Annotated in this window: 12 protein-coding genes; 10 read left to right on the forward strand and 2 right to left on the reverse strand. The window is 56.4% G+C overall.

Annotated elements, in window-relative coordinates; translation table 11 throughout:
- Positions 1-44: 44 nt before the first annotated feature.
- Complete coding sequence (gene queE, locus VF709_RS15765) at positions 45-716, forward strand: 7-carboxy-7-deazaguanine synthase QueE (protein WP_149896907.1); 672 nt, start codon at positions 45-47, stop codon at positions 714-716.
- A gap of 88 nt (positions 717-804) precedes the next feature.
- Here the strand turns inward: queE and queD are convergent, their stop codons facing one another.
- Complete coding sequence (gene queD, locus VF709_RS15770) at positions 805-1,167, reverse strand: 6-carboxytetrahydropterin synthase QueD (RefSeq protein WP_010434567.1); 363 nt, start codon at positions 1,165-1,167, stop codon at positions 805-807.
- A gap of 306 nt (positions 1,168-1,473) precedes the next feature.
- Here queD and cysJ point away from each other — a divergent pair, with 306 nt between their 5' ends.
- From cysJ to cysH, 3 genes are read left to right on the forward strand one after another with little or no spacing between them, the layout of a single operon-like run.
- On the forward strand, positions 1,474-3,279 hold the full coding sequence (cysJ, locus tag VF709_RS15775; protein ID WP_058681959.1) for an NADPH-dependent assimilatory sulfite reductase flavoprotein subunit: 1,806 nt from the start codon (positions 1,474-1,476) through the stop codon (positions 3,277-3,279).
- The gene (gene cysI / locus VF709_RS15780; RefSeq protein ID WP_038420501.1) at positions 3,279-4,991 is read left to right on the forward strand and encodes an assimilatory sulfite reductase (NADPH) hemoprotein subunit; all 1,713 of its coding nucleotides are present in this window, start codon (positions 3,279-3,281) and stop codon (positions 4,989-4,991) included. Before cysJ ends, cysI begins: the two co-directional genes overlap by 1 nt.
- Positions 4,992-5,006: 15 nt before the next feature.
- Positions 5,007-5,741 carry a phosphoadenosine phosphosulfate reductase gene (gene cysH, locus VF709_RS15785; RefSeq protein ID WP_038420500.1) on the forward strand — a complete coding sequence of 245 codons (735 nt, stop codon included), beginning with the start codon at positions 5,007-5,009 and terminating at the stop codon, positions 5,739-5,741.
- 71 nt (positions 5,742-5,812) lie between these two features.
- Here cysH and VF709_RS15790 read toward each other — a convergent pair whose 3' ends face one another.
- The gene (locus VF709_RS15790; protein ID WP_013098506.1) at positions 5,813-6,856 is read right to left on the reverse strand and encodes an aminopeptidase; all 1,044 of its coding nucleotides are present in this window, start codon (positions 6,854-6,856) and stop codon (positions 5,813-5,815) included.
- A gap of 246 nt (positions 6,857-7,102) precedes the next feature.
- Between VF709_RS15790 and cysG the strand changes: the two genes are divergently transcribed.
- The 6 genes from cysG (at position 7,103) to ftsB (ending at position 12,272) form a co-directional block, all read left to right on the forward strand.
- Positions 7,103-8,452, forward strand: coding sequence for a siroheme synthase CysG (cysG, locus tag VF709_RS15795; RefSeq protein WP_172645260.1), 1,350 nt, complete (start codon positions 7,103-7,105; stop codon positions 8,450-8,452).
- Between the two features lie 9 nt (positions 8,453-8,461).
- Positions 8,462-9,370 (forward strand): sulfate adenylyltransferase subunit CysD, encoded by a 909-nt coding sequence (gene cysD / locus VF709_RS15800; RefSeq protein WP_008499613.1) that lies wholly within the window; start codon positions 8,462-8,464, stop codon positions 9,368-9,370.
- A 9-nt stretch (positions 9,371-9,379) separates the two neighbouring features.
- Positions 9,380-10,804, forward strand: coding sequence for a sulfate adenylyltransferase subunit CysN (cysN, locus tag VF709_RS15805; RefSeq protein ID WP_440231887.1), 1,425 nt, complete (start codon positions 9,380-9,382; stop codon positions 10,802-10,804).
- Positions 10,804-11,409 (forward strand): adenylyl-sulfate kinase, encoded by a 606-nt coding sequence (cysC, locus tag VF709_RS15810; protein WP_013098503.1) that lies wholly within the window; start codon positions 10,804-10,806, stop codon positions 11,407-11,409. Before cysN ends, cysC begins: the two co-directional genes overlap by 1 nt.
- A 58-nt stretch (positions 11,410-11,467) precedes the next feature.
- Positions 11,468-11,794, forward strand: a complete 327-nt coding sequence (locus VF709_RS15815; RefSeq protein WP_013098502.1) for a DUF3561 family protein — start codon at positions 11,468-11,470, stop codon at positions 11,792-11,794.
- A 166-nt stretch (positions 11,795-11,960) separates the two neighbouring features.
- Positions 11,961-12,272 (forward strand): cell division protein FtsB, encoded by a 312-nt coding sequence (gene ftsB, locus VF709_RS15820; protein ID WP_003862095.1) that lies wholly within the window; start codon positions 11,961-11,963, stop codon positions 12,270-12,272.
- Positions 12,273-12,289 lie beyond the last annotated feature (17 nt).

A 12,289-nucleotide genomic window follows, 5' to 3' on the forward strand; every position in this document is an offset into this window, starting at 1 on the left:
GGGATCTGCGATACTTATCGTTTATCCCCTTAACTGAGATGACTATGCAGTACCCGATTAACGAGATGTTCCAGACCCTGCAAGGCGAGGGTTACTTTACCGGCGTTCCCGCAATTTTTATTCGTTTACAGGGATGCCCGGTTGGCTGTGCCTGGTGTGATACCAAACATACGTGGGATAAACTCGCAGATCGGGAAGTGTCGCTGTTTAGCGTTCTGGCGAAAACCAAAGAGAGCGATAAGTGGGGTGCTGGCAGCGCAGAAGATCTGCTGGCCATTATAGGCCGCCAGGGCTGGACGGCGCGCCATGTGGTCATTACCGGGGGCGAACCCTGCATTCACGATCTGACGCCGCTGACCGAACTGCTCGAAAAGAACGGTTACAGTTGCCAGATTGAAACCAGCGGCACGCATGAAGTGCGCTGCTTCCACACCACCTGGGTAACGGTATCGCCTAAAGTAAACATGCGCGGCGGGTACGACGTACTGTCTCAGGCGCTGGAACGTGCTGATGAGATTAAACACCCGGTAGGGCGAGTACGTGATATCGAAGCGCTGGATGAACTGCTGGCGACGCTGACGGACGAAAAACAGCGCGTGATTGCGCTGCAGCCTATCAGTCAGAAAGAAGACGCCACGCGCCTGTGCATTGAAACCTGTATCGCGCGTAACTGGCGCCTGTCGATGCAGACGCACAAATACCTGAATATTGCCTAAAAAAAAGCCCGGTGGCGCTAGCGCTTACCGGGCCTACGGTTCCAGGCTTTTGTTGGCCGGGTAAGGCGAAGCCGACCCCCGGCAAGCATCACTCGCCGCGATACACGCAGCCTGCCGTACAGGTCTCTTTGATCATCACTGCGCTCAGCAGCGGCACCAGCGGTTTCATCTGATCCCAAATCCATTTTGCCAGCACTTCGCTGGTCGGGTTTTCAAGGCCCGGGATATCGTTCAGGTAATAGTGATCCAGACGATCGTAAGTCGGCTTAAATGCCGCCTTCAGCTCAGCAAAGTCCATGATCCAACCGGTATGCGGATCAACTTCACCGGTGATCTCAAGACGCACCATAAACGAATGCCCGTGCAGACGGCCGCATTTATGTCCTTCAGGAACATGCGGAAGGTGGTGGGCGGCTTCGAAGGTGAAATCTTTAAACAGTGTGGTGGACATGATCGCTCTCAGTAATGCGGAAAAAACCGCCGCATAGTACCGGAAAGCACAATTTTTAGCATTAACTAAAACGGCCTTTACCTTCATTACAGCAAAAAAGCCGTCGCTTTGTGATTTATATCCTTATTTTACAGTCGGTTAGTTTATCGCTTTTACCGTTAAGAACGATAACTAAAACAGGTTAGTCCATTTGGTTATTTATTATTTCCATCCCTTCTTTAATTGTTATTATCCTCGCCGTTAACCTTATCTTCAGTTTGGATTTATTCGCTTAAAGTCCGCTTGGCTACTGGAACATAACGACGCATGACAACACAGGCCCCACCTTCAAATTTGCTTCCCCTGAACCCGGAGCAACTGGCGCGCCTTCAGGCTGCCACCTCTGATTTTTCTCCCACCCAGCTTGCCTGGGTCTCTGGCTATTTCTGGGGAATGCTCAACCAGCAGCCTGGCGCTGTGGCTGCGGCTCCGGCAACGGCGGTAGAAATTCCTGCCATTACGCTTATCTCCGCTTCGCAGACGGGCAATGCCCGCCGCGTGGCAGAAGCGCTGCGTGACGACCTGCTGGCCGCCAAACTGAACGTGAACCTGGTGAACGCCGGGGATTATAAATTCAAACAGATCGCGTCAGAAAAACTGCTGGTGGTTGTGGCCTCAACGCAGGGCGAGGGTGAACCCGCTGAAGAGGCGGTCGCGCTGCATAAATTCCTGTTCTCGAAAAAAGCGCCCAGACTCGATGGCACTGCGTTTGCCGTGTTCGGCCTGGGCGATACCTCTTATGAATTCTTCTGCCAGTCCGGCAAAGATTTTGACAGCAAGCTGGCGGAGCTGGGCGCAGAGCGCCTGCTGGACCGCGTTGATGCAGATGTGGAATACCAGGCTGCCGCTGCAGAGTGGCGTGCGCGCATTGTTGACGTGCTGAAAGCACGCGTACCGAAAGAGACACCAGCCCAGGCTGCGATCACCGCGACCGGCGTGGTCAACGACATTCACACCAGCCCGTACACCAAAGAGGCGCCGCTGTCGGCAAGCCTGTCGGTTAATCAAAAAATTACCGGTCGCGACTCTGAAAAAGATGTGCGCCATATCGAAATCGATCTGGGCGACTCGGGTCTGCGCTATCAGCCTGGCGATGCGCTGGGGGTCTGGTATCAAAACGATCCAGCGCTGGTCAAGGAGCTGGTCGAACTGCTGTGGCTGAAAGGCGACGAGCCTGTCACCGTCGAAGGCAAAACGCAGCCCCTCTCTGAAGCGCTGCAGTGGCACTTCGAGCTGACGGTAAATACCGCCAATATCGTTGAGAACTATGCCACCTTAACGCGCAGCGAATCGCTGCTGCCGTTAGTGGGCGATAAGGCAAAGCTGCAGCATTACGCGGCGACCACACCGATTGTCGATATGGTGCGTTTCTCTCCGGCACAGCTGGATGCCGAGGCGCTGATCGGCCTGCTGCGTCCGCTTACGCCGCGTCTGTACTCCATTGCCTCATCGCAGGCTGAAGTCGAGAGCGAAGTGCACATCACCGTGGGCGTGGTGCGGTACGACATCGAAGGCCGTGCCCGCGCGGGCGGTGCCTCCAGCTTCCTGGCCGATCGCGTGGAGGAAGAGGGCGAAGTGCGCGTCTTTATCGAGCACAACGACAACTTCCGTCTGCCGGCGAACCCGGAAACGCCGGTAATCATGATTGGCCCTGGTACCGGCATTGCGCCGTTCCGTGCCTTTATGCAGCAGCGTGCGGCGGACGAGGCACCGGGTAAAAACTGGCTGTTCTTCGGCAACCCGCACTTTACCGAAGATTTCCTCTATCAGGTTGAGTGGCAGCGCTACGTGAAAGAAGGGGTGCTGACCCGTATCGATCTGGCCTGGTCGCGCGATCAGAAAGAAAAAGTATACGTACAAGACAAACTGCGCGAACAGGGCGCAGAGCTGTGGCGCTGGATCAATGACGGTGCCCACATTTATGTCTGCGGTGACGCCAATCGCATGGCGAAAGACGTTGAGCAGGCACTGCTGGAAGTGATTGCCGAATTCGGCGGTATGGATGCCGAAGCGGCGGATGAATTTTTAAGTGAGCTGCGCGTTGAGCGCCGTTATCAGCGAGATGTCTACTAATGAGCGAAAAACATCCAGGACCCCTCGTGGTCGAAGGTAAACTGTCAGACGCCGAGCGCATGAAGCTGGAAAGCAACTATCTGCGTGGCACCATTGCTGAAGATCTGAATGACGGTCTCACCGGCGGTTTCAAAGGCGACAACTTCCTGCTGATCCGTTTCCACGGCATGTATCAACAGGACGACCGCGACATTCGCGCCGAGCGTGCTGAACAGAAGCTGGAGCCGCGTCACGCGATGCTGTTGCGCTGCCGTCTGCCGGGCGGAGTGATCACCACGACACAGTGGCAGGCGATTGATAAATTTGCCGGTGAAAACACCATTTACGGCAGCATTCGTCTGACCAACCGTCAGACCTTCCAGTTCCACGGCATTCTGAAGAAGAACGTGAAGCCGGTACACCAGATGCTGCACTCCGTCGGACTGGACGCGCTGGCGACGGCCAACGACATGAACCGTAACGTGCTCTGCACCTCGAACCCGTATGAGTCCGAGCTGCACGCTGAAGCCTATGAGTGGGCGAAGAAGATCTCCGAGCACCTGCTGCCGCGTACCCGCGCCTATGCGGAGATTTGGCTCGATCAGGAAAAAGTTGCGACCACCGATGAAGAACCGATCCTCGGTCAGACCTATCTGCCGCGTAAGTTCAAAACCACGGTGGTGATCCCGCCGCAGAACGACATCGATCTGCACGCCAACGACATGAACTTTGTGGCAATTGCCGAAAACGGCAAGCTGGTGGGCTTTAACCTGCTGGTGGGCGGCGGTCTGTCCATTGAACACGGTAACAAGAAAACCTATGCCCGCACTGCGAGCGAGTTCGGCTTCCTGCCGCTGGAGCATACGCTGGCCGTGGCGGAAGCGGTGGTCACCACCCAGCGCGACTGGGGTAACCGTACCGACCGTAAAAATGCGAAAACCAAATACACCCTGGAGCGCGTGGGCGTTGAGACGTTCAAAGAGGAAGTGGAGCGTCGTGCGGGGATCAAATTTGAGCCGATCCGCCCTTACGAATTCACCGGTCGCGGCGATCGCATCGGCTGGGTAAAAGGCATCGACAATAAATGGCACCTGACGCTGTTTATCGAAAACGGCCGTATTCTGGATTACCCGGGCCGTCCGCTGAAAACCGGCCTGCTGGAAATCGCGAAGATCCACAAAGGTGAGTTCCGCATTACCGCCAACCAGAATCTGATTATTGCGGGTGTGCCGGAAAGTGAAAAGGCGAAAATTGAGGCGCTGGCGCGTGACCATGGGTTGATGAATGCGGTCAAACCGCAGCGCGAAAACTCGATGGCCTGCGTGTCGTTCCCGACCTGTCCGCTGGCGATGGCGGAAGCGGAACGTTTCCTGCCGTCATTTACGGACAAAGTGGAAGCGATTCTGGAAAAACACGGTATTCCGGACGAGCATATTGTTATGCGCGTTACCGGCTGTCCGAACGGCTGTGGCCGCGCGATGCTGGCCGAGCTTGGGCTGGTGGGGAAAGCGCCGGGTCGCTATAACCTGCACCTGGGCGGTAACCGTATCGGCACGCGTATTCCGCGTATGTTCCGCGAGAATATCACTGAGCCAGAAATTCTCGATTCCATCAATGAGCTTGTCGGGCGCTGGGCGAAAGAGCGCGAAGCGGGTGAAGGCTTCGGCGACTTTACGGTGCGTGCGGGCATTATTCGCCCGGTGCTCGATCCCGCAAGGGATTTCTGGGAGTAACCACGAGAGGTAATTATGTCCGTACTCGATCTAAACGCGCTTAACGCATTGCCAAAAGTCGAACGCATTCTGGCACTCGCAGAAACCAACGCCCAACTGGAAAAGCTGGACGCCGAAGGGCGCGTGGTGTGGGCGCTGGAAAACCTGCCGGGTAACTACGTGCTGTCGTCAAGCTTTGGCATTCAGGCGGCGGTCAGTTTGCATCTGGTGAATCAGATCCGCCCGGATATTCCGGTGATCCTCACCGATACCGGCTATCTGTTCCCGGAAACCTACCAGTTTATCGATGAGCTGACGGACAAGCTTAAGCTGAACCTGAAAGTGTACCGCGCGGAGCAGAGCGCGGCCTGGCAGGAGGCGCGCTACGGCAAACTCTGGGAGCAGGGCGTTGAGGGCATTGAGAAATACAATGAGATCAACAAGGTCGAGCCGATGAACCGTGCGCTGAAAGAGCTGAACGCGCAGACCTGGTTTGCCGGTCTTCGCCGCGAGCAGTCCGGCAGCCGAGCCACGCTGCCGGTGCTGGCGGTGCAGCGCGGCGTGTTTAAAGTGCTGCCGATCATCGACTGGGATAACCGTACGGTGTACCAGTACCTGCAAAAACACGGGCTGAAATACCATCCGCTGTGGGATCAGGGCTACCTGTCCGTGGGGGATACCCACACCACGCGCAAATGGGAGCCGGGAATGGCGGAAGAAGAGACGCGATTCTTTGGGCTGAAGCGCGAGTGCGGGTTACACGAAGGGTAATGATCTTTCCTCCCTCTCCCGGTGGGAGAGGGTTGGGGTGAGGGCATCAGGCCGCACAGCGTTCAAAAACCTCAGGCTTTCCCCGCTTTCGCCAGCTCCTTCACCAGCGGCAGCATTACTTTCACCACATCGCGGCTACGGTGCTCAATGCGCTGCGGCAGTGCGCTATCAATATGCTGCTGATTATCCAGCATCACGTTATGCCAGCTCGTCCCGTCCGGGAAGGCTTTCGTTTTAGCCCGCTGCTGATAGCCATCTTTCTTGCCTAACGCCCAGTTGGTGGCTTCGACGTACAGCACCGGGATGCCCGCTTTATCGAACACTTCACCGTCGTTACAGCAGCCCGTTCCGCGCGGATAAGCCGGATTGCCGCCAGGATTGGTCGTGGCATACACGCCATGGCTGCGCGCAATCGCCAGTGCCCGGTCACGGGTCAGTTTACGCACGGTACCCGGCGTACTCTGTCCGCTATTAAAATAGAGCTTATCGCCAACGATTAAATTATCGAGGTTAATCACCAGCAGCGTATTTTTCTTCTCCTCAGCGCTCATGCGCTTAAGGAAATTCTCCGCGCCGAGTTTGCCTTCCTCTTCGCCGCTGGTTGCCACAAAGCGAATACCGTATTTTGTCGGAATGTTTTTCATTCGCTCGGCCAGTTCAAGCATCACGCCCAGACCCGCCGCGTTATCGTCCAGCCCTTGCAGCGTCAGCCCGCCCAGATTGTTATCGGTATCGGCGTCGCTCATGGGCGCGTAAGTGTCCAGGTGCGCCATAATAATGATCTGCTCAGCCGCGCTACCTTCATGTGCCGCAATAACGGTACTGCCGGTCACGTTATGCCAGTTTTTTGTTTTATTTCGTGAGGTGTAGATATAGCGGCTGTGAAACGACCGGATATCGCTCTGGTAGCCCATATCGGCAAACTGCTGGCGAAGATAGTCAGCGGAAAGCATTTCCGCAGGGGAGCCGGTCATGCGTCCGGGAAAAACGGTGGCAATATGCCGCGCCTGCATATTGGCGATTTCACCATACGGTTGATTTTTTGCCTGAGCCGGAAGGATAAAGCAAACGCCGAGCGCCAGGGCAACGTATCGGTGGCGCATTGCGGAAAACATAGTGAGTCCTTAAAAACAGAGCAAAATTATAACCCGCTTAGTATGAAACTGTGATCGGCCATACACAATTTGAATTGCTCTTAAATGCCCGAAATTTCGCGTGTTAAGCACTTTTTGATATTTGCTTTTTCATCGCGTTATTCCATTGAGTAACTACTCATTCCAATTCGTAATTTCATTCGGTCTAAGCCGCCCCCTATAGTCCCTCTATTCCTCGTTGTTAGTGAGTTGTTGCTTGTGGACTATCTGCCCCTTTTTGCTGCGATTAAAGAAAAACCGGTACTGGTTGTGGGTACGGGTGAAATTGCCGATCGCAAAATCGCGTTTCTGCAGCGCGCAGGCGCGCAGGTGCGGGTTGTCGCAGAAGCGGAGTTCGACGAGTCACAAATCGACAGCGTGGTGCTGGTGATTGCAGCGACGGAGGATCGCGAACTCAACCGACGCGTTTCCGACGCCGCTCAGGCGCGTTACCGCCTGGTGAACGTGGTCGACGACCAGCCTTTGTGCTCGTTTATCTTCCCGTCGATTGTCGACCGCTCGCCGCTGCTGGTGGCGATCTCCTCCGGCGGTACCGCACCGGTGCTGGCGCGCGTGCTGCGGGAAAAGATTGAAGCGCTGTTACCAACCAGTCTCGGACGTATGGCAGAGAAAGCGAGCTACTGGCGCAACCATCTGAAAACCCGCCTGACCAGCGTAACGGAACGCCGTCGCTTCTGGGAGCGGGTATTCCGTGGCCGCTTTGCCAGCCTGATGCACGCCGGTAATGAAACGGCTGCGCAAAAAATCCTCGAAGACGAGCTGGATAACCCGGGCTGCACGGGCGGGGAGATCATTCTGGTGGGGGCAGGTCCGGGTGATGCCGGGTTACTGACCTTACGCGGACTGCAGGTGCTGCAGGACGCGGACGTGGTGTTCTATGACCATCTGGTCACCGACGGTGTGCGCGAGCTAATTCGTCGCGATGCCGAGCAAATCTGCGTGGGTAAACGCGCAGGCGAGCACTCGGTACCGCAGCACGACACCAATCAGATGCTGGTTGCCGCAGCGAAAGCAGGCAAAACCGTGGTGCGCCTTAAAGGGGGCGATCCGTTCATCTTTGGTCGCGGTGGCGAAGAACTGCAGGCGGCAGCCGAAGCGGGCGTGCCGTTCCAGGTGGTGCCGGGGATTACGGCGGCCTCCGCGGTAACGGCCTACGCAGGTATTCCGCTTACGCACCGCGATTACGCCCAGAGCGTGACCTTTGTGACTGGTCATTATAAGGCCGACAGTACGCCGTTTGACTGGTCGCATCTCGCCCAGAGCCGACAGACGCTGGCCATCTATATGGGCACCATGAAGGCGGCGGACATCAGTGAACAACTTATTCAGCACGGTCGCGAGGCGACAACGCCGGTGGCCGTGATTTCTCGCGGTACCCGCGTCGATCAGCGTGTGGTGACCGGTACGCTACAAGACCTTGCAGTCCTGGCGAAAGACGCCCCGATGCCCGCGCTTATTGTGGTGGGCGAAGTGGTACAGCTGCACAGCACGCTCGCCTGGTTTCAACATACAACAGACTCAGAGGGGTTTGGCTCCTCTGTGGTGAATCTGGCTTAAGGAACGGTTATGGACCAAAAACGACTTACTCACCTGCGACAGCTTGAAGCGGAAAGTATCCATATTATCCGCGAAGTGGCCGCCGAGTTCTCTAACCCGGTGATGATGTACTCCATCGGCAAAGATTCCAGCGTGATGCTGCATCTGGCGCGTAAAGCGTTTTATCCGGGTACGCTGCCGTTCCCGCTGCTGCACGTGGATACCGGCTGGAAATTCCGTGAGATGTATGAGTTCCGCGACCGTACCGCCAAAGCCTATGGCTGTGAGCTGCTGGTGCATAAAAACCCGGAAGGGGTGGCGATGGGCATTAACCCGTTTGTTCACGGCAGCGCCAAACACACCGACATCATGAAAACCGAAGGGCTGAAGCAGGCGCTGAACAAGTACGGTTTTGACGCCGCTTTCGGTGGTGCGCGCCGTGACGAGGAGAAATCCCGCGCCAAAGAGCGTATTTACTCCTTCCGTGACCGCTTCCACCGCTGGGATCCGAAAAACCAGCGTCCTGAGCTGTGGCACAACTACAACGGCCAGATCAACAAAGGCGAAAGCATTCGCGTCTTCCCGCTCTCCAACTGGACCGAGCTGGATATCTGGCAGTACATCTATCTGGAAAATATCGAGATCGTTCCGCTTTACCTGGCGGCTGAGCGCCCGGTGCTGGAGCGCGACGGCATGCTGATGATGATCGACGACGATCGCATTGATTTACAGCCGGGCGAAGTGATCAAAAAACAGATGGTGCGTTTCCGTACTCTTGGTTGCTGGCCGCTGACCGGCGCGGTGGAGTCCAACGCGCAAACGCTGCCAGAAATCATCGAAGAGATGCTGGTATCGACCACCAGCGAGCGACAGGGGCGCGTCATTGACCGCGACCAGGCAGGCTCGATGGAGCTGAAGAAACGTCAGGGTTATTTCTAAGGAGCCGCCATGAACACCACGATTGCCCAACAAATTGCCAACGAAGGCGGCGTAGAAGCATACCTGCACGCGCAACAACACAAGAGCCTGCTGCGCTTTCTGACCTGCGGTAGCGTTGATGACGGTAAAAGCACGCTGATTGGTCGCCTGCTGCACGACACGCGTCAGATCTATGAAGACCAGCTCTCTTCCCTGCATAACGACAGCAAACGTCATGGTACTCAGGGCGAAAAGCTCGACCTGGCGCTTTTGGTGGACGGCCTGCAGGCGGAGCGCGAGCAGGGCATCACTATTGATGTTGCGTACCGCTATTTCTCCACCGAGAAACGCAAATTTATTATTGCCGACACGCCGGGGCATGAGCAGTACACCCGCAACATGGCCACCGGTGCATCAACCTGTGAGCTGGCGATCCTGCTGATCGACGCCCGTAAAGGCGTGCTGGATCAAACCCGTCGTCACAGCTTCATCTCCACGCTGCTGGGGATCAAACACCTGGTGGTGGCGGTGAATAAAATGGATCTGGTGAACTTCAGCGAAGAGACCTTCGAGGAGATCCGCCAGAGCTACCTGACCTTTGCTGAACAGTTGCCGGGTAACCTTGATATTCGCTTTGTGCCGCTCTCGGCGCTGGAAGGGGATAACGTTGCCTCCCAGAGCGCCAACATGCCGTGGTACAGCGGCCCGACGCTGCTGGAAGTGCTGGAGACGGTTGAAATTCAGCGCGTGGTGGATACCCAGCCAATGCGCTTCCCGGTGCAGTATGTGAACCGCCCGAACCTCGATTTTCGCGGCTTCTCCGGCACCCTCGCCTCGGGCACCGTCACGGTGGGGCAGCGCGTCAAAGTGCTGCCGTCGGGTGTGGAGTCGTCCATTGCCCGTATCGTCACCTTTGATGGCGATCTGCAGGAAGCGGCTGCCGGTGAAGCAGTGACGCTGGTGCTGAAAGATGAGATTGATATCAGCCGCGGCGATCTGCTGGTGGATGCGCAGGAAACGCTGGCGGCGGTGCAGGGTGCTGCCGTGGATGTGGTGTGGATGGCTGAACAGCCGCTGACCGCAGGCCAAAGCTACGACATCAAAATTGCCGGTAAGAAAACCCGCGCCCGCGTGGACGGTATCCAGTTCCAGGTGGACATCAACAATCTGACCCAGCGTGAAGTGAGCGAACTGCCGCTGAACGGTATTGGCCTGGTGGATCTCACCTTTGACGAGCCGCTGGTGCTGGACAAATACCAGCAAAATCCGGTAACGGGTGGACTTATCTTTATCGATCGCCTGACCAACGTTACCGTTGGTGCAGGCATGGTCCGCGAGCCTAATCAACAGGCGGCAGCGGTGTCTGAATTCAGCGCCTTTGAGCTTGAGCTGAATGCGCTGGTGCGTAAGCACTTCCCGCATTGGGGCGCACGCGATCTGCAGGGAGGCAAGTAATGGCCGCCCATGATGAGAACGTCGTCTGGCATCCTCATCCGGTTACCGTCGCTCAGCGGGAGCAACTCCACGGCCACCGTGGGGTTGTGCTGTGGTTTACCGGGCTGTCCGGCTCCGGTAAATCGACGGTCGCGGGCGCGCTGGAAGAGGCGCTGCATCAGCAGGGGGTGAGCACCTACCTGCTGGATGGTGACAACGTGCGTCACGGCCTGTGCAGTGATTTAGGGTTTAGCGATGAAGACCGCAAGGAGAATATCCGTCGGGTTGGGGAAGTGGCCAGCCTGATGGCGGATGCCGGGCTGGTGGTGCTGACCGCGTTTATCTCGCCTCACCGCGCCGAGCGGCAGATGGTACGCGAGCGCGTCGGTCAGGATCGATTTATCGAGGTGTTTGTCGATACGCCGCTGGAAATCTGCGAAGCGCGCGATCCGAAAGGGCTGTACAAAAAAGCCCGCGCGGGTGAGTTGCGAAACTTCACCGGCATCGACTCGGTCTACGAAGCGCCTGAATCCCCTGAGATTCACCTGGAAGGTCAACAATTGGTAACAAATTTAGTAAGCCAATTATTAGACCTGCTCAGACGGGACGATATTATCAGATCCTGAGACGGTATCGTTCGGGAGCTGTCTTCCCGAACGATGAGTCACGGTCACAGGATTAGCTATGCGCAACAGTGAAAACTACATGATTACCACCGGGTCGGATCCGATAGCGACCGACGACGAGACGACCTGGTCCTTTCCCGGGGCCTTCGTCGGCTTCGTCTCGTGGTTGCTGGCGCTGGGCATCCCGTTTCTCATCTACGGCGGTAACACGCTGTTCTTCTTTCTCTACACCTGGCCCTTCTTCCTGGCGCTGATGCCCGTGGCGGTTGTCGTCGGCATCGCCCTGCATTCACTGCTTAACGGCAAACTGCTGTACAGCACCGTTGTCACGATTGTGACGGTGGTCCTGATGTTTGGTCTGTTATTTTTGTGGCTCATGGGCTAACTTCAGCCATAATTCAAACCGTAACCAACTGTGTGACGATATTGAGCAGGGCGATTCTGCGGAAAAAATGTGGTACATTTGCCCGCGATGTTGCGGCATCTCTGTTACTCCGGCATAGAGCGCCGGGGGCGTTGTGGGATGAAGATGCCGTTTTTCAGGGGGCAGGATGGGTAAACTAACGCTGCTGTTGCTGGCTCTGCTGGTCTGGCTGCAATATTCGCTGTGGTTCGGTAAAAACGGACTGCACGACTATAGCCGGGTAAGTGATGACGTCGCGGCTCAGCAGGCAACTAACGCCAAACTTAAGGCGCGAAACGATCAACTCTTTGCTGAAATTGATGACCTCAATGGCGGGCAGGAGGCGATTGAGGAACGCGCACGCAATGAACTCAGTATGACTAAACCGGGCGAAACCTTTTATCGTCTGGTTCCGGATGCGTCTAAACGCAATCAGGGCTCAGCACAAAACAATCGATAATCAGGCCCAGGATTACG

The sequence above is a fragment of the Enterobacter sp. Lyrl_3 genome (genome assembly GCF_051948675.1).
Classification (GTDB): Bacteria; Pseudomonadota; Gammaproteobacteria; order Enterobacterales; family Enterobacteriaceae; genus Enterobacter; species Enterobacter cloacae.